This is a genomic window from Collinsella sp. AF36-3AT, assembly GCF_003475205.1.
GTDB classification, from domain to species: domain Bacteria; phylum Actinomycetota; class Coriobacteriia; order Coriobacteriales; family Coriobacteriaceae; genus Collinsella; species Collinsella aerofaciens_AF.
In genome coordinates this window covers 68,719-88,870 of record NZ_QROZ01000006.1, presented here as the reverse complement: position 1 = coordinate 88,870, position 20,152 = coordinate 68,719, and the positions used below count along the sequence as shown (strand labels likewise).

The window sequence follows — 20,152 nt, the reverse complement described above, 5'->3', positions numbered from 1 at the left end:
AGGGCGTGGTACCATAGCGCGAACGTGAAATCGGAAAAGTGAGGCCCAGATGGTCGATCAGGAAAAAGTCGAGGCCGCCATTAAGCTGTTGCTTGAGGGCATAGGCGAGGACCCAACTCGTGAGGGCCTGCTGGAGACCCCGGCGCGCGTTGCCCGTATGTATGGTGAGATCGCCGGCGGCATGGACCAGAGTGCTGAGGAGCACCTGTCCAAAACCTTTGCCGTCGCTTCGAACGATTTGGTTATCGAGCGCGACATCACGTTCTACTCGCTGTGCGAACATCATCTGCTGCCGTTTTATGGCAAGGCCGCCATTGGTTATATCCCTAACGGTCGGGTGGCTGGGCTTTCCAAGCTCGCCCGCACGGTTGAGGTTTATGCCCGCCGTCTTCAGCTGCAGGAGCAACTGTGCGCACAGGTTGCCGATGCCCTCATGGATTATCTCGCTCCCCAGGGAGCGATTGTGTTGATGGAGGCCGAGCATATGTGCATGACGATGCGTGGCGTGCAAAAGCCCGGCACCAAGACCGTGACGCTTGCTCGCCGCGGCGTCTTTGAGACCGATCCCGCGCTCGAGGAGCGTTTCTTTAGGATGCTGGGCCGCTAACCATGAGAGTCGTCAACGACTTTACATCGAAGACCGATGAGGGGACGTCGCGTCGCGGCTTTATGGCTTCGGGCCTGGCCCCCTTTGGTGCCATGCCTCGCATTGATTACATTTGTGCCAACGGGCTGTTCCGGCGGCACCTGGGCAACATCGTACAGTTGGAATCGGGGCGCATCTTCTGCCGCCACGGTATTGACCATCTGCTCGATGTCGCTCGCATTATGTGGATCAAGAATCTCGAGGAGCAGCTCGAATTTGACCGCGAGGTCATCTACGCCACGGCACTTCTTCACGATATCGGCAAAGATGAACAGTATGAATCGGGTATATCCCATGATGTTGCAAGCGAACGCGTCGCTGATGCGATTCTCGGCGGCATGCCCGATGACGTGGCGTTTGAGCCGGCCGATGCCGCAGCCATTAAGACGGCCATTCTGGGCCATCGAAAGCTGCGCGTGAACAGCCAACCGCTTGAGCGTCTGCTCTATGCGGCCGACAAAGCGTCGCGCGCCTGCTTTGCATGCCCCGCGCGCAATGCTTGCAACTGGAGCGATGATAAAAAGAACCTGTCGATTCGCGTGTAGTTAGTTTGCGCGGTCGGGGTTCTAAACGAAGGAGACGATCGCGATGAGTAACAAGAAACTGCCCGAGAATGCAACCAAGACTGAAGGCGCCGAGCTCGCCCGCCGTGGAAGGGGCGAAATATCCACCGCAACGGCGGTGCCCCATGTGAGCTATGACGATTTGCGCCATGCCGATCGTATTGTCATTGACGGCCTTGAGGTTTTTGCCAACCATGGCGTGTATCCCGAGGAGAACGCGCTGGGTCAGAAGTTCATCGTTTCTCTGGTGCTCTATGCCGACCTGCGCGCGGCGGGGGAGCACGATAACCTGGATGCCTCGATTGACTACGGCTCGGTGTGCCACGATGTTGATGGCTATCTGCGCGAGCATACGTTTAAACTCATCGAGGCGGCAGCCGAGGGTGTGGCCCAGATGCTGCTGCGTCGTTACCCCCTGCTGCTTGGTGTGCGCATAAAGCTCGATAAGCCGTGGGCTCCTGTTGGCCTGCCCCTGGCAAGCTGCGGTGTCGAGATCGAGCGCGTGCGGTAACCGGTTCTAATACGTCTCTATGGGTGGCTGCTTGAGCCGCTGCGACAGAGCTCTATTGTTGGGACAGTACGTGTCGAGCAGGGCGTGAAAACGCTGATTGTGGCTTGGCTCGAGCAAGTGGACGAACTCGTGGGCGACAACCATGTCGAGGCATTCGACGGGGTAGGCGGCGAGCTCGCGCGCGATGCGAATGGCGCCGGATTTGGGCGTGCATGATCCCCAGCGCGTTTTCATGCTGCGCACGGAGATGCGGGCCACGGTGACGCCCATTGCGACTTCGTACGCGTGCACGATGTCGCGCAGCGCCGATGTGACCTCGGACGCATAGAGCTGGTCGATGTGGGCTTGGAGCTCATCGGACGTTAGGCCGTCGAGGATTGCGTGCCGCTTGGCCTGTGGGCCTTCGTCCGATTCATCGGTACCCATAAAACTTGCGAAGGTGGCCTGTTTGGGTCGCGGTGCGGGTGATGCAAAGTTGTGATCGAGTGCATCCTGTACCGTGATGGGCTTGCCCCAAAGTGCAATGATGGACGAGGGGCTGAGCGGCTCTCGTGCCGTCGCCTGACGCTGCTCGCGCTGGGCAAGTCGGCTGGTAATCCAGGCGCTGTTGCGCTTCATAAACGCTTCGATACGCTCGCGGGTGGCGCCGAGCGGTGCGCTGGCGTGGACCTCACCGCTCGAAGTGACGCGTAGGTTGAAGTTCTTGACGCACTTTTTGGTAACGACGACGGGGATGGGCGTCCCATCCGGTCGGGATGCGGAAATCGTAAACTGCTGCGTCAAAAGCGGTCCTTTGGATTGGGGACGGGCCGGCATGTCGACCGTTCGGCATGCCGGCCCGCTCAAGGGATGTGAAATTAATAACGCTCAAAGAAGGCGAGCGCGTTGTCGCTGCAGAGCTTTTGCATCACGGTCTTGCCAAAGTGCTTGGAGAGCATGTTCTGGAACTCGGGCATCATGCTGGCATCGGAGAGGAAGGCGGGCACAGTGGCGCCGTCCCAGTCGCCACCGAGTGCGATGACGTCCTCGCCGCCCAGGTCGAGCCAGTGCTCGATATGTGCCGCTAGCTGGTCGAAGGTGACGTCTGCGGCGGTCTTTTTGGTTGCGTCGTTGGAAAGGAACTCGCTGCAGTAGTTGAGGCCGACGATACCGCCCATGTCGCGAATGGTGCGGAACTGGTCGTCGGTGAGGTTGCGCTTGACTCTGCAGACGGTACGGGAGTTGGAGTGGCTGGCGACGAAGGGGCGCGTGGCGTGGGCGACAACCTCGTCAAAGCACTCATCGTTGAGGTGGGAGACGTCGAGCACCATGCCGGCGTGCTCCATCTGCGTAAGCGCCTCGATGCCGGCGGCGGTGAGGCCGGCGTGGGTGTCGTGGCCGCTCGCGAGCGGTCCCTGCGCGTTCCAGCTGAGTGACGACATAAGCACGCCCAGGCTCTTGAGCACCTCGATCAGCGCGGGGTCCTCGGCAAAGAACGTGGCGTTTTCGATGGTGTGGATGCAAGCGACCTTGCCGTCCTTGAGCGCGGGGCGAATGTCTGCGGCGCTGCGCACGTTGACCATACGGTCGTGGTTGAGCATTGCCTGGCCGCTCATATGCGCCATGATCTGCGCCTGGAAGCGCGCGGCGTGGGCGGTGGGAATCTCGTCGGGGACAAACGTGGCGAAGCACTGTGCCCACGGCGTGTTGTCGATCTTTGCGAGCGAGATGGCACAGGCATTACCCTCGATGAGGTCGAAATCTTGCGGATGCGTTTCGTCGCCGGGGAAATAACCGTCGGTGCCGGCGGTAAAGCGCAGGTCGAGATCGAGCGTGGCCCAGCCGATGCGGTCGGCGGTGTCGCAGTGTAGGTCAAATACGGGATATGCCATGGTTCCTCCGGTTGCAGCGTTTCTTTGCAAACTGTCTTTGAATTGTATGACTAGGGTATAGTTAGCGCCATATGTTCATGGCGGCCCGCGTTGTGCGCCGCCCTTATCACGGAGGTTTCCATGTCCAACCAGGGCAAGAAGGTCAAGACTCATTATCGCGGCACGCTCGACGACGGCACGCAGTTCGATAGCTCCTACGATCGCGGCGAACCGCTGGAGTTCACCTGCGGCGCCGGTCAGATGATCAAGGGCTTCGACGCCGCCGTGGTCGACATGCAGGTGGGCGAGAAGAAGACCGTGCACATTCCTGCTGCCGATGCCTACGGCGAGCACAACCCCGAGATGGTCCTGACCTTCCCGGCCGAACAGGTTCCCAACATCGAGCAGATCGAGAAGGGCATGAAGCTCTTCCTGTCCACGCCGAGCGGTATGCCCGTCCCCGCCGTGGTCATCGACGTAACGCCCGAGGCCGTGACGCTCGACGCCAACCACGAGCTGGCCGGCAAGGACCTCAACTTTGATATCGAGCTCGTCGAGGTCGAGGGCTAGAGTATGCCTGAACGCTTGGTTTCGACGACATGCTTGGGAAATCTCAACGATCCGTCCTATGAACTCCTACTTCGCCGGGAGCTGGGCGGTGTCTTTGAAGTTGACGAGCTCCTGCTCGATTGGGACCAGGCTGATGCGCGCACGTTTGTGGGCGTGACGGAGCTGGGACGCACGATCGATGTTCGGCTGGATACTGCCGACGGCGGTCGTCTTGCCGATGGCGACGTGCTCACCATTGACCGTTCGGGCATGGTGCCCGTGGCGGTTGTCGTGCACCTGCGCAGCGCCGAGGTCTATTTGGTCGAAGTCGACCGCATGGATCCGATTGCACTCGCGCATGCGTGCTGGGAGATCGGCAACATGCATGCGCCGCTCTTCCGGGGCGACTCGGACGAGCATACCGTGCGCATGTATACGCCGGTGCAGCCTGTTTTGGGCCGCATGCTTCGGGGTGTCGAGGGTGTTCGGCTCTCGGTGGTTACCCGTGAACTCGATGCGGACCGGCGCTTTGCGTCGAGTGCGGCGGAGGTCGTCGTGAGCATAGCTCCCGACTTTGCCATCGTAAAAAAGACGCGCGGCTAAGTGCGCGTATGCGCAAGACGGGCTTTGAGGGGTGACCGATCAAAGTCCGTCTTGCTGTTGATAAGAGGCTTTGGGGGAAAGCATATGGGTCTTGAGGGAATCAAGCTGATTGCATGCGATTTGGACGGCACGTTGCTGCATCCGGGGGAGCGCGAGCCGCGTTCCGAGGCCTTTGAGCTTATCGATGAGCTGCATCGTCGCGGTATCGTGTTTATGCCGGCGAGCGGCCGTCAATATGCGAGCTTGCGCTACCTGTTTGCCCCGGTGGCCGATGAGCTCGCCTACGTATGCGAAAACGGAGCCCTGGTGATGAGCGAGGGGCGTGCCGTTGTCAAGCGTTCCATGGAGCGTTGCCTTGCTATGGATATCGCGAATGCCGTGGTTGCGTATCCCCATGCCGACGTGACCCTTTCGTGTGAGGGGCGCCTCTACACCATGAGCGGCAACGACGCGTTTGTTGAACACCTGCGTTATGAGGTCCACTGCGATGTGGCGGTGGTCGACCGTCCCGAGGACATCGACGAGGACGTCATTAAGATTGCCTTCCAGACGCCCGAGGCAGAGCAGCCGGCGGCGCTGGAGTATTTCGAGCGCCACTTTAGCGACTGTGTCGACGTGATGACGTCGGGAACCGAGTGGACGGACTTTATCGGCTTTGATTCGGGTAAGGGTTCCGCGCTTGCCGATTACGGTCGTGCCCTGGGAATTTCGCCCGATGAGATGATGGCGTTTGGCGATAACGAAAACGACCGCGACATGCTCAACGTAGTGGGCCATCCCTATCTAATGGAGAGCTGCAATCCCTCTATGCGTGGCATCAACGACCGCGTCCGTTACGTACGCACGGTCGAAGAGGAGCTGCGTCGCCTGCTCGCCGAGTAGATATTTGGGACATGCCTAGAAATGTACTGTTTGCTGTAGCGGATGGGCAAGTAGATTTGCAGGCATGTCCCAAAGGCTACTGGCAGTCGGGGCAGAGTCCCTCAAAGATGGTGTAGTGCGAGCTGACGCTCCATCCGATTTGCTCGGACGCCTTGGCGTCGAGCTGGGCATCGAAGGGGAGCGGTACGTCGATGACGCGGCTGCACGAGGTGCAGATGATATGCGCATGCGGCTCGATCGTGCGATCGAAGCGGCTGCCGCCTGGTGTCTTGATGGAGAGGATCTCTCCGGCATCGGCCAGGAGGTTGAGATTGCGGTAGACCGTGCCGCGGCTGATTTTGTCATCCTGTGCGCGCACGACGTTGTAGATTTCGTCGGCGGTGGGATGGTTGTAGCTTTGGCGCACGGCGTCAAGAACCAGCTTTCGCTGCCTGGTATTCCTTCTTTGCACCGCCATGCGCCTCGCCTCTTTTCTATCAACGGCCGTAGGTAAATGATACCGTATTTAGCACACAATACTAATAACGAGGAATGAAACTGTCTTCATTGGCAAGTGGGGCTTGGGCCTGGGCTTCTACGAGGTGAAAACGCGTTCCCATGCGCTCGTAGGAGGCATGAAGCGCCTCGAGATGAGATAGGATGTTTGCCGGAGCTCCCTGTATCTCCATCTCGACCGAGCCGTCTTCCATGTTGCGCACCCAGCCGGTGAGTGCGCGTGTCTGCGCGAGGTTGGTGTTGGTAAAGCGAAAACCAACGCCCTGGACTTGCCCCGCCCAGCGCAGGAAATAGCGCAGGGGAGTGTCTTGAGTGGCCTCGTCGCTTGCGAACACAGTAAGCCTGCGGCGCAACTCGAGCTCGATGTTTGATGGTTTTTGAGGCTCTCGACTGCCGCCGGTGACGCTGGAGAAGAACGCATCGAAGAAGCCCATCGCTAGGCCTGCTTGCCTGCGTCGGACGGGAAGGTAATGCCGGCCTGCTGGCGCACGGCATCCATGATGCGCAATGAGACGAGCGTGACATCGCGGTAGTGGCCAAGTTCGTGACGTCCCGCCGGGGTTTCCCAAATCTCTTCCTTAACGTTATCGATGCCGCCGATGGCGGTGATAAAGTCTGTGAGTTCGTATTCCATAGTGTTGCTCGATTTGGGCAGGTCGAGCACGCGGCCGTTGTCGCCCTGTTCGCGCGGTGCCTCGGTCGCCGAGCCGCGTACGACATCGCCGCGATAGTCGATGCGGACGTTGCGGGGCGTGGACAGATGGTCGATCTGGATAGTGCCACGCTCGCCTTCGATCTGCGAGGGTAGCAGGTCATTCGTTATTTTGGAGTGCGCGAGCTCGACGGAGATACGGCCACCGCCGTAGCTGGCGAGGATGGAACCGCAGCCGTCGATGGGGCCGTGCGTGAGCTGTCGCGTGGCGGGGTCGAGCAGAGTAGCCATGCTCGTAAGGCCGGAGGGCATGCCGAAAATCTCGACCATGGGCTCGACGGTGTAGACGCCAATGTCCATGAGGGAACCCGATGCCATATTGCAGTCGAAGATATTGGTGGCGCGTCCCGCGAGAATCTCGTTGTAGCGCGAGGAATATTTGCCAAAGCGCAATGAGGCGCGGCGGATGGGGGCGATCTCGCCCAGGGCGTCCTCGATGGCGTGGAAGGCGGGGTCGTGGAGGGGACGCATGGCCTCGAGGGCCACGACACCTGCTGCCTCGGCAGCGCGGAAGACTTCCAGCGCCTGCGCTTCGGTGGCGCAGAAGGGCTTCTCGACGATGACGTGCTTGCCACCGGCGATGCAGACAAGGGCCTGCTCGTAGTGAAGTGCGTTAGGGCTGCCGATATAGACGGCGTCGACGTCGGCAGCTGCCGCGAGCTCATCGAGTGAAGTAAAGTTTCGCTCGCCACCGCGCTCGGCGGTAAAGGCGGCACCGCGATTGGCATCGCGTGAAAGCGTGCCCACAAACGCGGCTTGGTCGTTGGCGTTGACGACTTGGATAAAGTCGTCGGTGATCATGGATGTGCCGATGGTCGCGATGCGCAGCATACGTCCCCCTTGCGTTGTTTGGTCTACAGGATGAGTGTAGCGCGTGGGGATATAAAGCTGCGCGAAAACGCTATTACAGGTCGCTCTCGTTAAAGCCGGCGTCGATATCGAGGTTGCTGCCGTCGGCCGCCGTGGTGGCGAGCTCATCGCAGCGCTCGTTGAGCTCGTGACCGGCGTGACCCTTAACCCAGATGAAATCAACCTTGTGCTTGCTTTTGGCGGTGAGTAGGCGCTCCCACAGGTCGCGGTTCTTGACGGGTTGCTTGTTGGCGGTTTTCCATCCGCGCTTTTTCCAGCCGTCGATCCAGTGCTTGTTAAAGGCGTTGACGACATACTGCGAATCGGAATGGACTTCGACCTCGCAAGGGCGGTTGAGCGCCTCGAGCGCCACGATGACCGCCATGAGTTCCATGCGGTTGTTGGTGGTCTTGGCATAGCCGCGCGAAAGCTCGGAGGTGAAGGTCTTGCCGGCGGGGTTGGTGTATTTGAGCACGGCGCCGTAGCCGCCGCGTCCCGGATTTGATCGGGCCGAGCCGTCGGTATAGATGATGACCTTCACGGGCTTCCTTTCGTTGAGTGCATTTCGTGTGAGTGACCATTGTAGCGCCATGCCCGCCGGGGGCCAGCAATCTACGATTTCTACCCCGTCTTCCGACTGTTAGTTGGCATGGATGATGCGGTTGAGCTCGTCGAGGTATTGCTGCAAGAGGAGAGAGGGCTTGCGCTCGTCGTGCATGATGTAGCCAACGTGCATCGTTGGGGCGTCTGCTAGCGGGATCGATGCCATGCCCCATTGCATTTCATTGGAGAGGACACCGGTCGACAGGGTGTAACCGTTCGACGTGATAAGTAAGTTAGTAAGTGTTCCGCGGTCCGAGATTCGTATGTTGCGGTCGCAAGGGATATAGCTAAAAGGTTCCTCGGCGTAATAGAAGGAGTTTGAGGTTCCCTGCTCAAAGCTGTAGCGCGTATAGGGCGTGAGGTCGGCAAGGGACAGCTGCGGGCGGCGTGCGAGCGGGTGGCGCTCGCTAACGAAGACGTGGACCGTCGCGTCGAATAGGGGATGGAAGCTTGCGCGGGCATCGGCGAAGGCCTTCTGCAGAACGCGGGCGTTAAAGTCATCCAGATACAGAATGCCGATATCGCTGCGAAACGCACGGACGTCATCGATGATCTGCGATGTGGTGGTCTCGCGCATGATGAACTCGAACTTGCTGTCGCGGCAGCGCTCGACTACGTTGACAAAGGCCTCGACCGAAAAGGCGTAGTGCTGGGCGGAAATGGCGAGGCGGGCTTGCGGGGTGCCACCGTCCTCGTAGCGTGCCTCGAGCATGTCGGCCTGCTCTACGACCTGGCGCGCATAGCCCAAAAGCTCGGTGCCGTCGTTGGTGAGCGTGACGCCGCGGCTGGAGCGCGTAAAGATCTCCAGATGGAGCTCTTGTTCTAGGCTTTTGACGGCGTTTGAGATGTTGGACTGAGCGGTATAGAGGCGCTGAGCTGCGGCGTTGATTGAGCCGGACTCTGCCACGGCGATAAGAAAACGAAGCTGCTGGAGTGTCATCGGTGCCCGTCCTTTCGATAGCTATCTAAAAAACCGATAACAGGTTAGCGCTTTTAAGTGATTGACCGAGTGAAACAATGCTCGTACTATTCAAAACACACAAAGGCGGTAGGTAATTAAGCCGACCACGGAACCGGGATGTCAAAAGGAGGACCGCATATGAACTGCTTACCAAGACGAATGCCGGGCTCCTGTTTGCGCCCGTCGGCGTGATCAGGAGACAGCGACTTACTTTTCTCTTGTTTATTTACTTTCGTTCGATCAAGGAGATCATCATGAGCCAGTTCATCAACAACCCCGAGCACACCTTTGGTTTCGATACCCTGCAGCTTCATGTTGGCCAGGAGAGCGCCGACCCCGCATCCGACTCCCGCGCCGTGCCTATCTACCAGACCACGAGCTATGTGTTCCGCAACTCCCAGCACGCCGCCGATCGCTTTGGTCTTGCCGACGCCGGTAACATCTACGGCCGTCTGACCAACTCCACCCAGGGCGTCTTTGAGGACCGTATCGCCGCGCTCGAGGGTGGCGTGGCCGGTCTTGCCGTCGCCTCCGGTGCCGCTGCCATCACCTATACCCTGCAGGCTCTTGCCCAGGCTGGTGACCACGTGGTGGCTCAGAAGACCATCTACGGCGGTTCCTACAACCTGCTCGAGCATACGCTCTCCCAGTTTGGCGTCGAGACCACGTTTGTCGATGCTCATAACCTGGAAGAGGTTGAGGGTGCCATCAAGGACAACACCACGGTCATCTATCTCGAGACGCTCGGCAACCCCAACTCTGACATCCCCAACATCGACGCCATCTCCGAGATCGCCAAGAAGCACGGTCTGCCGGTTGTCGTCGACAACACTTTCGGCACCCCGTATCTGTTCCGTCCGCTGGAGCATGGCGCCAACATCGTTGTCCACTCCGCAACCAAGTTCATCGGCGGCCACGGCACCTCGCTGGGCGGTGTGATCGTCGACGGCGGTAACTTCGATTGGAAGGCGAGCGGAAAGTACGCCCAGATCGCTGAGCCCAACCCCTCCTACCATGGCGTCTCGTTTGCCGAGGCTGCCGGTCCCGCCGCCTTCGCAACCTATGTCCGCGCCATCCTGCTGCGTGACGAGGGTGCCTGCATCAGCCCGTTCAACGCCTGGGTCCTGCTCCAGGGCACCGAGACCCTGTCGCTGCGCGTTGACCGTCATGTCGAGAACACCAAGAAGGTCGTTGAGTTCCTTGCCGGCGACAGCCACGTTGCCAAGGTGAACCACCCGAGCCTGCCTGAGCACCCCGATCACGAGCTCTATCAGAAGTACTTCCCCAACGGCGGCGCTTCGATCTTCACCTTCGAGATCAAAGGTGGCCAGGAGGCTGCCTGGAAGTTCATCGATCATCTGCAGGTGTTCTCGCTGCTCGCCAACGTGGCCGACGTCAAGTCGCTCGTCGTGCACCCGGCTACCACCACGCACTCCCAGCTCTCTGCCGAGGAGCTCGCCGAGCAGAACATCACGCCCTCCACGATCCGTCTTTCCATCGGTACCGAGAACGCCGAGGACATCATTTGGGATCTGAAGCAGGCCTTCGCCGTGCTGGACGAGTAAGGCGACTTGTGCAAGGACCCCTTGCGACTCGATAGGTATAACTGCATAAATGCCTGCTCAAGGCGCCTGCGCAAGCAATGGTTGCGCAGGCGTCTTTTTTGCATAGGAAGGGCGCTATTACAGGGTTTTTGGCATGCTTTATGCATTTGAGTTGTGGAAAACTCCTGTTGAGAGGATGTGAGTTTTACACAATTGACGTGCGCCTTTTGAGTAAAACCGCAGGTCGCGATTTGCTCGAGGTACTATGCAGCGCGATCGAATCACACGCAGCTCAAACGCAGCAAAAACGCACTACGGAGGTTTCCAGCTACATGAGGATCGATTCACGAAAACCGAAAGCCGCTGCCCTTTCCGCCGCTCTGACCGTGGCACTTTTGGCAGGCGCCGGCGCAACTGATGCCCACGCGGCAACACTGTCCGATACGGTTGGATCTACGCCGTCCGAGGCGACGCTGGTACAGCCCGTTGATTATCGCGGCGATGGTTATGGTTCCATGCAGGAGTGGAACGCCTCGATGGAGGCCAAGCGCGATTCCCTTGAGATGCGCGCTCAGATCATTATGAATATGTATGGCGACTATGCTACCGATGACGAGCGCGCTGTGCTGCAGGGTTGTATCGACGGTGCGGGTAGTCTGTTGACGATGGGGGAGGTCGACACGAAGTCGACCGAGCTCGATGAGCTGCGCACTGCGCTTGAGAATGCCAAGCGCGAAGCGCTCGAGGCCGCCGCAGCCGAGGCCGAGGCCGCCGAGGCCGCCCAGGCTTCGTATTACAACGCCTGCTCCGGCTTGTCTTACACGTCTGCTGCGTATTACGCGAACGGCTCGGGTCTGACGCGCTCGAGCGGCGTCAATAACTATAACGGCCGCCGCGAGACTTATTACAGCAGCAACGTGTTGTATCACCACCGCACGGGCGAATGGACGCAGGATTCCGAGGGCTTTTGGCGCGATTCCGATGGCTACTACGTCGTTGCCGCGGGCGATAAGGCCCAAGGCTCCACGTTTACCGGTTCCAAGGGCGAGTGCAAGGTCTATGACTCCGGCTGTGCTGCCGGAACCACCGACTACTATACCGGTTGGTAATCTGCCATCAGAGCAAAATAGGCACATGATGGGCGGGCGTCTTTGCTGAGCTTTTAGGCAACGTAAAGCCGCCCTTTCTTTATGTGCGTTTGAGTTAACAGAGCCCTTACCGTGGCGGTACGCTGGGCGTATGCATGCGGGGCACACTGGTTCATGAGAAATAAGGTCTTTCTCGTGGAGGAAGTGGTCTCATGAACGCTCGAGATATCGCTATCGCCGCCGTCGCATTGGTACTTGGCTGTCTTGGCCCTACAGCTGCGTTTGTCGCAGGCATGCAGGGCTCGTGCGGGGCTGCTCCTATTGTGGTCGGCGCGCTCATCGCAGCAGCGCTGCTGGGAAGTGCGGGCGTGACCCTTTGCCGCGATGACGAGGACGAGACGCCGCAGGTGCGGCGCTAGCCGTTGTGAAGCTGGTTTTGCCCATAGATGAAGAAGGAAGCCGCCGCAAGGGGAGTGCCCTTTGCGGCGGTTTTTGCTATTGAGACTGTTGGATGCGGTACGGCGGCGTTACCAGCTGGCCTCGATTTCGCGGATGCGCGAATAGAGCCATTCGTTTTGCGGCACCTGGATACCGTGCTTGGCCGCGAGGCGGCAGATGGTACCCGCAAATTCCTCGACCTCGGTTCTGCGTTGAGCGATGCGGTCTTGCGCCATCGAGGGCATGCCGGCGGGATCGAGCCCTTTTATGAGACGCACCATCTGCGTTAGGTCTGCCTCGGTGAGCTCGATGCCCTCGGCATTGGCGACTGCAAGCGTCTCGCGCATGGCGGAGACAAAACTGCGGAGCTGCTCGGAGCCCTGCTCCGTAGCGCTTCCGTAGGTGCCGCCGTAGGCCATACAGGTCTGGTTGATGCCGTCGTTGAGCATGAGTTTGGCCCACATGCGATGTGCGATGTCGTGCTCGACGGTATGGGCGATGCCGCAACGCGTGTAGAGCTCGTCGATGGCGATAACGGTTGCGGGGTCGGTGCCCGCTGCCGCACCAAAGCGGATCTCGCCGGCATTGGTATAGGTGAGCTCCCCGTTGAGGAATACGGCGTCCATGCCCTGGCAGATACCAAGGACGGTGTGCTCCCAGCCAAAGCGCTCGGCAATCTTCTGCTCGCTCGTGATGCCATTGCACAGCGACGCGATCAGCGTGTCGGGTCCCACGACGCTTTCCAGGGTTTTGAGCGCCACATCGAGCCCGGTTGTCTTGACCGTGAGGATGACCAGGTCGACGGGCGTCGCCTCGCTCGCGCGGACGGACTTGAGCGCGCAGGGCTTGCCGTTGACGGTGAGCGCATCGTTTGCGTGGCGCTCAAAGCGCGCGTCGTCCATAACGTATTCGACGGCGTCGTTGCCGAGCGCTTGGGCGATCATGCTGCCGTAGAGCAGGCCCACGCCGCCCTTGCCGATGAAGGCGACCTTGTTGATCTGCATGTGAATCATCTCCCCATAAAAAGGCGCCCGCGTATGGGGCGCCTGATGGATTGTATGCCGCCGGGCCATGTCGCGTGCACCGGATGGCCGTATTTAGAAGAACAAACGCATGGGAACTTATGACGCGGGGCAGACCGCAAAGACACGTGCGGGATATCCGACGCCATCACGCACCTTGGGGAAGGTGCAGAAGATGACGGCGCCCGTGGCGGGAAGCTCGTCTAGATGGTCCATGACCTCGATCTGATAGCGGTCGACCGAGAGGATGTACTGTTCGCCGGGGTAGGGGTAGGCGTCCTCACGCGTGGTCACGCTCGCCGGGTCGGTGTCAGCCGGCTCGTGGCCGATGGCGCCGATGTTGCGCTCTTCAACGAGCCACTTGATGGCGTCGAGGTTCCAGCCGGGGTAGTGGGGATGGCCGTCCTCGTCCTTGTTCTCGAGGTCGGCGAGCTTGGACCAGTCGGAGCGGAAGGCGACGAAAGCGTCTTTGGGAATGCGACCGTGCTCATCCTCCCAGGCTTTGAGGTCCTCGACGGTCAGGACGTAGTCGGGATTCGCGGCGCACTCCTCGTGTTTGTCGATCACACAGAGCGGATGCATAAACTCGATGGGTTCAATCTCTCCAAGGGAACGGCCGTCAACATGGAAGTGGCGCGGCGCGTCGACGTGGGTGCCGTACTGCGAAGCAACCGAATACTGGAAGCAGCGCATGGGCGCGAGCATGTCCTCGGGCGTGCCGGGCAGGTAGTCGAAGAGCTTGGTGGACTCAAATGGCTTAAAGCCAAACCAGTGCGGGGTGTCGCATGAGAGCGTGTGGGTGAGGTCGACCCAGCGATAATCGGTGCTTTTGAGCTGGGTTGCGAGGTTCCAAAGGTCGAGCGCGGGCATGGTTGACTCCTTTCATCGGGCTTTTTGCTGATGTTAAAGCGGTGCCGTGACAGCTCGATTTCTGCTGCGTTACGATACGTTCTCGATTGCGATTCCACGATGTTTCGGCCGCGTGACCATTGTGTTTCGCCTTGCCGGGGCGCTGATGGCGAAAGGAGGGGCCGTGCAATACCGCGTTGACCCCAAAAGTGGTAACCGAATATCTGCTCTGGGTCTGGGCTGCATGAGATTTCCCGGTGCGCCGGGACACCCCGATGCGAAGACGGCCGATGCCATCATTTCCCGTGCGGTGGAACAGGGGATTAATTATCTGGATACTGCGTATCTTTATCCCGGTAACGAGGTGTGCGTGGGCGCCTCACTTGAGCGCTTGGGGCTGCGTGACCGGGTGTTGCTGGCGACTAAGTTGCCGCACGCTTCGTGCAAATGTGCGGAGGATTTCGACCGCTTTTTTGACGAGCAGCTGCACCGTTTGCGGACCGACCATATCGACTACTACCTTATGCACAACATCACCTCGCCCGCCCAGTGGGAGCGCGTGGTGGCGTTGGGCATCGAGGACTGGATTGCGCACCAAAAGGCTGCGGGGCGTATTCGCCAGATAGGTTTTTCGTATCACGGCAGTGCGGCGGACTTCCTCACGATGCTTGACGCGTATGACTGGGATTTTTGCCAGATCCAGTACAACTACGCTGGAGAGCGCTACCAAGCGGGGACGGCGGGACTCATGGCGGCTGCGGAGCGCGGGCTCGCGGTGTTTGTGATGGAGCCGCTGCTGGGCGGGCGTTTAGCGGGCAAGCTGCCGCCGCGGGCCCGCGCTGTGCTCGATGGCGCCCCTGACCCGCATTTGCGCACTCCTGCCGCCTGGGGCCTTTCGTGGGTGTGGAACCATCCTCAAGTCACGATGCTGCTTTCGGGCATGACCGATACCACGCAGGTGGACGAGAACGCGGCATTGGCGGATCGCGCACTGCCGAATTCGATGACGACAGAGCAGCTCGATACCATCGCGCGTGTGCTGGGAGAGTTTGAGAAATCGAATCGCGTGCCCTGTACGGGCTGCGGCTACTGCATGCCGTGTCCCAAAGGCATCAATATCCCTGGGTGTTTCGCCGCCTACAACGCAAGCTATGCGCACAGCTGGTTTACGGGCCTGTCGCAGTATTTTACGGCGAGCGCGGTGCGGACGAGTGAGCCCAAGTTGGTGAGCAATTGCGTCAAATGCGGCAAATGCGCACGTCACTGCCCGCAGCACATCGATATCCCCGGGCGCTTGGACGACGTACGCCGCCGTTTTCAGCCTGGCCCCGTGACGGCGGTGCTCAAGGCCTTCGGCAAAACGCGCTCCTCATGACCCTTTTATAACTTGCGGTGGAATAGTTCCTGTTTGCGGCAGAATGGGGCTTAAACAGGAACTATTTCACCGCAACTGAAGGGGGCTGTCGTGGGCCATCGGGATTCATGTGATGATTTGCGCGAGGTTCGTTGGGGCGTTTTGGGCGCTGGGCACATTTCGCATCGATTTGCATCGTCGCTCAAGGAGGTGGACGGGGCACGGCTTGTGGCTGCCGCCGGTCGCACCCCTTCGCATGTTGAGGGGTTTTGCAGGGCGTTTTCGATTGATGCCGCGCACAGTTATGCCACGGCTGACGGTAGCGGCGATGCGGCTTATGACGCGCTGATTGCCGACCCCGATGTCGACGCAATCTACTTGGCTCTTCCGCATGGCATGCATACGCGTTGGGCCTGTCGCGCGCTGCGCGCCGGAAAGGCCGTGCTGTGCGAAAAGCCGGCCGTTTTGAGTGAGGAAGAGGCTCTCTCGATTTCCTCCGCCTCTCGCGAGCACGGCGTGCTGTTTATGGAGGCGATGAAGAATCGGTTTTGCCCGATGCGCACTCGCGTGAAGGGTTTGCTTGCGTCGGGCGAGCTCGGCTGTATCGTCTCGATCGAAAGCGTGCAAAAACTCGATTATGGTGAGCCCCCTTCGAGTTATCTGCTCGATCCGTTGCAGGGCGGCTGTCTATATGACATGGGCTGCTATGCGGTCGGGTGGTTTGAGGATCTGCTTGCGGGTGCGTGCGATGTTTCGTCTCGTGAAGTTCGCTGGCGTGACGTATTAGGCGGCCGCGTGGATTGGGCCGATGAGATCCATATGAGTGTCGGCGGTATACCCATTCATATGGTGTGCGACGGCAAAGCAGCATATGAAAGCCGCTTAACGATTGCCTGCGAACGGGGTTCGGTGGAAATCGAGCGCCTCCATCGCCCCGAGCTCGCCCATGTGAAGTACTCCGACGGACGAATGCTCGAAATTAATGCCCCGTTTGAGGTCGATGATTTCTACGGCGAAATTCAGCATGCGACGCAGCTCGTCCAGACGGGAGAGCTTGAAAGCCCCGTTATGCCTCTTGCCGCCACGCAGCGCTGCGCGCAGATTATCGATGCGATTCGCTTGACGCTCTAGGCTGCGGTGCTGGTGCTCAAGGGGGGGGTCGGCGGACCTTGCCCCTGATGCCCCTTTTTATATCTTGCGGTGGAATACGGTCTGTTTGCGCCAAAATAAGGCACCAATAGACCGTATTTCACCGCAACTGATGAGGGGGAGCTGGAGATGCTGACGATTGGGTGCCATCTTTCGACGACGAAGGGCTATCGAGCAATGGGGGAGACGGCGTTGTCCATTGGTGCCAATACCTTTGCGTTCTTTACGCGCAACCCGCGCGGTGGCAAGGCAAAAGACCTTGACATGGATGACGTGGCGGCTCTGCGCGAGCTTATGGCGCAAAACGACTTTGGACCGCTGGTGGCGCATGCCCCGTATACCTATAACCCCTGCTCCGCTAATGAGCGAGCGCGCGAGTTTGCCTTGGAGGCTATGGCGGAAGATTTGCAGCGTCTGGAAGCACTGCCCGGCAACTACTACAACTTCCATCCCGGTGCGCATGTGGGACAGGGGGCAGACGCCGGCATTCAGATGATTGTCGACACGCTGTGCCAGGTGATGTTTGAGGGACAGCAGACGACGGTATTGCTTGAGACCATGGCGGGCAAGGGCACCGAGGTGGGCCGTAGCTTTGAAGAGCTGGCGCGCATTATCGAGGGCGTTGCCGCCAAGTGCCCGGAGCTGTCCGATAAGCTGGGCGTTTGTTTGGACACCTGCCATGTGAGCGATGCTGGCTACGACATCATCCATGACCTGGACGGCGTACTCGACGAGTTCGACCGCGTGGTGGGTATCGAGCGCTTGCGCGCCGTGCATATCAATGACTCCAAGAACCCCTGCGGCGCCCATAAGGATCGCCACGAGTGCATCGGCAAGGGCTACCTGGGTAGTGAAGAGTTTGGCGGCGGTATGCAGGTTATGCAGAATATTGTATCGAATAGCCGCTTGCGTGCACTTCCATTTATTTTGGAGACGCCGAACGAACTTGCAGGTTATGCAGCTGAAATCAAACTGTTAAGGTCATTGCAGCAGTAATGACTGTTGCTAAGTGGAGTATTCCATTCACGTTATGGGTTTGTTTCAATCAGTTTTCTCATTGCAGATTCGTAATTCCGGGTGCATAATAGCCAACAGTTTTTGCAGACCTCTGAATCAAACGGGGTCACTGGAAGGAGACTGATTATGAAGCTCAAGAAGCTTGGCGCGTTTGCAGCCACGGGCGCCATGGCGCTCGCTCTTGCACTGACGGGCTGTGGTTCGTCCAACGCCACCTCTGGTTCCGATGCCGGTTCCAGCAGCTCTGACAACGCGAAGGTCGAGAAGGTCGACGGCTCCAAGGAGTATGCACTCGTCAAGGACGGTACGCTCACCGTCGGCACCTCTGCCGAGTACGCTCCGTTTGAGTACAAGGATGACAACGGCGATTATCAGGGCTTTGACCTTGAGCTCATCAAGGCTATCGGCGACAAGCTGGGCCTGGATGTCGAGTATGTCAACAATGACTTTGACACGCTGGTTCCGGGCGTCGCTTCGGGCGCCAAGTATGACGTTTCCATCGCGGCTATCACCGACACGCCCGAGCGTGAGAAGGAAGTCACTTTCTCTGATTCCTACTACATGGACGATCAGGCTATCGTGACCAAGGTCGATAACACCGACATCACGGCCGACAACTACAGCGAGAAGCTCAACAACGCCGACGCTACCATCATCGTCCAGTCTGGCTCGACCGCCGAGGCCTTTGCCCAGGAGAACTTCCCCAAGGCCAAGATTGTTCCCTACAAGGACGCCACCGAGTGCTTTAGCGCCCTGCAGTCCGATAAGGGTGACGCCGTGGTGACCAACCGCTCCGTCGCCAGCCAGCTGACCGCCGAGCAGTTCAACACCTGCCAGACCATCAAGCAGATCAGCACCGGCGAGGAGTACGCCATCGCCATCAACCAGGGCAACACTAAGCTCAAGGACGACGTCAACCAGGCCATCAAGGACCTGACCGATGACGGTACCGTTGACGCCCTTATGGCTAAGTACAACATCAAGTAAAATAGCTACTTGATTGCACGCGGGCCCTTTCCGTTTTGGCGGAGAGGGCCTTTGCGTTTCTTGAATGGGCGTCATCCTGCCCCGTTATGTCGGCAACTTAAACGTTAGGAGCCACCTTGTCTCGATTGAACCAAGGAGCCATGGGCAAGAGCCATCCACTGCCCTCGATGCTCCAAAAGCTGGCCTGTGCCCTGGCTGTGGCGCTCGCCCTGGTATGCGCGGGGGCCTGCGTGCCCTCGACTGCTCAGGCACTTGAGACCGCAAAGATTACCGCCCGACCCAATACCGGTTCGGGTAGCGACGTGGTCGGTGGCACCGAGACTCGTATCACTTGGGAGGTCCAGGCCGATGCCGATGAGGAACTGAGCGGTCTTTCGCTGACGTTTGTCGACGGCACGACCTTTGGTGCGGACGACACGCGTCTGACGATGCTCTCGGGCGATGACCTTATGGACCGTACGCCCATGAAGCCTACGTGCAAGGTCGACGGCCAGACGCTCAAGATCGATTTTGGCGAGACGGCGCCCGCCGGCGGTTTTTTCCGTGTCGAGGTCTACGGCGTGACCTTCCCCGTCGAGGGCGGCGACGAGGATTTTAGCGGCACCTACACGTTGGCTGACGGTTCAACCAAGAAGATCTCCAAGATTCCTTCCGTCGAGATTAAGGGCGTGACGGCATTCGATAACTTCCTGGCCGACCTTAAGGAGCAGCCGTGGGTCGAGGCATGGAATTCCAACATGTTCCTTCGCCTGTTCCTGAACCCGGTCATTTTGGTTCAGAGCCTGCCGATCGTCTTCAAAGGCTTCCTCATGTCGCTCTCGATCGTGCTCGTGGCATTTCCGTTGGCCATTCCCTTTGGCTTTGCCTTGTCACTCATGCGCATCTCCAAGTCGCGCATCCTGCGTTGCCTTGCCGGCATCTATGTGAATATCATCCGCGGTACGCCGGCGTTCCTGCAGATCTACATCGCGTTCTTTGGCCTGCCGCTGGCCGGCGTCAAGGTTGACGATTATGTGCTGGGCGTCATCGTCATGGCCATGAACTCGTCCGCCTACCTGTGCGAGATCTTCCGCGCCGGTATTCAGTCGATCCCCAAGGGCCAGAACGAGGCCGCGCGCTCGCTGGGCATGAACGCCTTCCAGACGCTGCTCTACGTTATGATTCCGCAGACGTTCCGCAATGTCCTGCCTACGCTGACCAGCGAGTTTATCCTGCTTTACAAGGATACGTCGCTGCTCGCGGCCGTGGGCGTGGTCGAGATCGTCATGAACGCCCGTACCATCGTGGCCACGACGGGTTCCATTACGCCGTATGTGGTTGCCGCGCTGTTCTACCTGGTCATCACCCTGCCGCTTGCTCGCTTGGTGAGCGGTCTTGAGGCGAGGCTTCTGGGGACGGCCGAAACCAAGAAGAAGCGTCCCGCCAAGAGCGCTGGACAGGTCGTCGCGACGCCCGCCGACCACATCGCCGGTCTGTAAGG

Annotated in this window: 23 protein-coding genes; 14 read left to right on the top strand and 9 right to left on the bottom strand. The window is 59.4% G+C overall.

Translation table 11 applies throughout. The features are described 5' to 3' along the window. Positions 1 to 49 precede the first annotated feature (49 nt). Genes folE through folB form a run of 3 tightly spaced genes read left to right on the top strand, consistent with a single transcriptional unit; the run spans position 50 to position 1,720 of the window. Positions 50 to 607 carry a GTP cyclohydrolase I FolE gene (gene folE, locus DW003_RS06700; protein WP_022094399.1) on the top strand — a complete coding sequence of 186 codons (558 nt, stop codon included), beginning with the start codon at positions 50 to 52 and terminating at the stop codon, positions 605 to 607. A gap of 2 nt (positions 608 to 609) precedes the next feature. Then, positions 610 to 1,191 (top strand): HD domain-containing protein, encoded by a 582-nt coding sequence (locus DW003_RS06695; RefSeq protein WP_172622418.1) that lies wholly within the window; start codon positions 610 to 612, stop codon positions 1,189 to 1,191. A 43-nt stretch (positions 1,192 to 1,234) separates the two neighbouring features. Then, on the top strand, positions 1,235 to 1,720 hold the full coding sequence (folB, locus tag DW003_RS06690; RefSeq protein WP_117648306.1) for a dihydroneopterin aldolase: 486 nt from the start codon (positions 1,235 to 1,237) through the stop codon (positions 1,718 to 1,720). A 6-nt stretch (positions 1,721 to 1,726) separates the two neighbouring features. Here folB and DW003_RS06685 read toward each other — a convergent pair whose 3' ends face one another. After that, positions 1,727 to 2,503 (bottom strand): M48 family metallopeptidase, encoded by a 777-nt coding sequence (locus DW003_RS06685; RefSeq protein ID WP_158573193.1) that lies wholly within the window; start codon positions 2,501 to 2,503, stop codon positions 1,727 to 1,729. 74 nt (positions 2,504 to 2,577) lie between these two features. Continuing rightward, positions 2,578 to 3,591 (bottom strand): dipeptidase, encoded by a 1,014-nt coding sequence (locus DW003_RS06680; RefSeq protein ID WP_118388198.1) that lies wholly within the window; start codon positions 3,589 to 3,591, stop codon positions 2,578 to 2,580. Positions 3,592 to 3,711: 120 nt separating this feature from the next. Between DW003_RS06680 and DW003_RS06675 the strand changes: the two genes are divergently transcribed. The 3 genes from DW003_RS06675 to DW003_RS06665 all read left to right on the top strand — a co-directional run bounded on the left by DW003_RS06675 (position 3,712) and on the right by DW003_RS06665 (position 5,604). Further along, positions 3,712 to 4,140, top strand: coding sequence for a peptidylprolyl isomerase (locus DW003_RS06675; protein WP_035138874.1), 429 nt, complete (start codon positions 3,712 to 3,714; stop codon positions 4,138 to 4,140). Positions 4,141 to 4,143: 3 nt separating this feature from the next. Then, a complete protein-coding gene (locus DW003_RS06670; RefSeq protein WP_118388196.1) occupies positions 4,144 to 4,722 on the top strand; it encodes an urease accessory protein UreE in 579 nt (192 codons plus the stop codon). Positions 4,723 to 4,806: 84 nt separating this feature from the next. Beyond that, the gene (locus DW003_RS06665; RefSeq protein ID WP_117779255.1) at positions 4,807 to 5,604 is read left to right on the top strand and encodes an HAD-IIB family hydrolase; all 798 of its coding nucleotides are present in this window, start codon (positions 4,807 to 4,809) and stop codon (positions 5,602 to 5,604) included. 76 nt (positions 5,605 to 5,680) lie between these two features. Here the strand turns inward: DW003_RS06665 and DW003_RS06660 are convergent, their stop codons facing one another. The 5 genes from DW003_RS06660 to DW003_RS06640 all read right to left on the bottom strand — a co-directional run bounded on the left by DW003_RS06660 (position 5,681) and on the right by DW003_RS06640 (position 9,203). Continuing rightward, complete coding sequence (locus DW003_RS06660) at positions 5,681 to 6,061, bottom strand: Fur family transcriptional regulator (RefSeq protein ID WP_187361911.1); 381 nt, start codon at positions 6,059 to 6,061, stop codon at positions 5,681 to 5,683. A gap of 61 nt (positions 6,062 to 6,122) precedes the next feature. Next, positions 6,123 to 6,533 (bottom strand): acylphosphatase, encoded by a 411-nt coding sequence (locus DW003_RS06655; protein WP_118388194.1) that lies wholly within the window; start codon positions 6,531 to 6,533, stop codon positions 6,123 to 6,125. Positions 6,534 to 6,535: 2 nt separating this feature from the next. After that, positions 6,536 to 7,642 (bottom strand): Gfo/Idh/MocA family protein, encoded by a 1,107-nt coding sequence (locus tag DW003_RS06650; RefSeq protein WP_117648312.1) that lies wholly within the window; start codon positions 7,640 to 7,642, stop codon positions 6,536 to 6,538. 73 nt (positions 7,643 to 7,715) lie between these two features. After that, complete coding sequence (rnhA, locus tag DW003_RS06645; protein ID WP_118388192.1) at positions 7,716 to 8,252, bottom strand: ribonuclease HI; 537 nt, start codon at positions 8,250 to 8,252, stop codon at positions 7,716 to 7,718. A 48-nt stretch (positions 8,253 to 8,300) separates the two neighbouring features. Then, the gene (locus DW003_RS06640; RefSeq protein ID WP_055251412.1) at positions 8,301 to 9,203 is read right to left on the bottom strand and encodes a LysR family transcriptional regulator; all 903 of its coding nucleotides are present in this window, start codon (positions 9,201 to 9,203) and stop codon (positions 8,301 to 8,303) included. Positions 9,204 to 9,478: 275 nt separating this feature from the next. Here DW003_RS06640 and DW003_RS06635 point away from each other — a divergent pair, with 275 nt between their 5' ends. The 3 genes from DW003_RS06635 to DW003_RS06625 all read left to right on the top strand — a co-directional run bounded on the left by DW003_RS06635 (position 9,479) and on the right by DW003_RS06625 (position 12,275). Further along, positions 9,479 to 10,789: an O-acetylhomoserine aminocarboxypropyltransferase/cysteine synthase family protein gene (locus tag DW003_RS06635; RefSeq protein ID WP_118094505.1), complete on the top strand. Its 1,311-nt coding sequence runs from the start codon at positions 9,479 to 9,481 to the stop codon at positions 10,787 to 10,789. 311 nt (positions 10,790 to 11,100) lie between these two features. Continuing rightward, entirely contained in the window at positions 11,101 to 11,877 is a 777-nt protein-coding gene (locus DW003_RS06630; protein WP_117637461.1) for a hypothetical protein, read from the top strand. A gap of 191 nt (positions 11,878 to 12,068) precedes the next feature. Continuing rightward, positions 12,069 to 12,275 (top strand): hypothetical protein, encoded by a 207-nt coding sequence (locus DW003_RS06625; RefSeq protein ID WP_117564436.1) that lies wholly within the window; start codon positions 12,069 to 12,071, stop codon positions 12,273 to 12,275. Between the two features lie 108 nt (positions 12,276 to 12,383). Here DW003_RS06625 and DW003_RS06620 read toward each other — a convergent pair whose 3' ends face one another. Then, entirely contained in the window at positions 12,384 to 13,298 is a 915-nt protein-coding gene (locus DW003_RS06620; RefSeq protein WP_233543598.1) for a ketopantoate reductase family protein, read from the bottom strand. 117 nt (positions 13,299 to 13,415) lie between these two features. After that, positions 13,416 to 14,186: a cyclase family protein gene (locus tag DW003_RS06615; RefSeq protein ID WP_118388190.1), complete on the bottom strand. Its 771-nt coding sequence runs from the start codon at positions 14,184 to 14,186 to the stop codon at positions 13,416 to 13,418. A gap of 163 nt (positions 14,187 to 14,349) precedes the next feature. Between DW003_RS06615 and DW003_RS06610 the strand changes: the two genes are divergently transcribed. The 5 genes from DW003_RS06610 (at position 14,350) to DW003_RS06590 (ending at position 20,150) form a co-directional block, all read left to right on the top strand. Further along, positions 14,350 to 15,540 (top strand): aldo/keto reductase, encoded by a 1,191-nt coding sequence (locus DW003_RS06610; RefSeq protein WP_118388188.1) that lies wholly within the window; start codon positions 14,350 to 14,352, stop codon positions 15,538 to 15,540. A 90-nt stretch (positions 15,541 to 15,630) separates the two neighbouring features. Then, positions 15,631 to 16,650 carry a Gfo/Idh/MocA family protein gene (locus DW003_RS06605; protein ID WP_233545538.1) on the top strand — a complete coding sequence of 340 codons (1,020 nt, stop codon included), beginning with the start codon at positions 15,631 to 15,633 and terminating at the stop codon, positions 16,648 to 16,650. Between the two features lie 147 nt (positions 16,651 to 16,797). Beyond that, positions 16,798 to 17,664 carry a deoxyribonuclease IV gene (locus DW003_RS06600; RefSeq protein ID WP_118388184.1) on the top strand — a complete coding sequence of 289 codons (867 nt, stop codon included), beginning with the start codon at positions 16,798 to 16,800 and terminating at the stop codon, positions 17,662 to 17,664. A 147-nt stretch (positions 17,665 to 17,811) separates the two neighbouring features. Next, positions 17,812 to 18,672 carry an ABC transporter substrate-binding protein gene (locus DW003_RS06595; RefSeq protein WP_117635438.1) on the top strand — a complete coding sequence of 287 codons (861 nt, stop codon included), beginning with the start codon at positions 17,812 to 17,814 and terminating at the stop codon, positions 18,670 to 18,672. A gap of 116 nt (positions 18,673 to 18,788) precedes the next feature. Further along, positions 18,789 to 20,150 carry an amino acid ABC transporter permease gene (locus DW003_RS06590; RefSeq protein ID WP_233545537.1) on the top strand — a complete coding sequence of 454 codons (1,362 nt, stop codon included), beginning with the start codon at positions 18,789 to 18,791 and terminating at the stop codon, positions 20,148 to 20,150. Positions 20,151 to 20,152 lie beyond the last annotated feature (2 nt).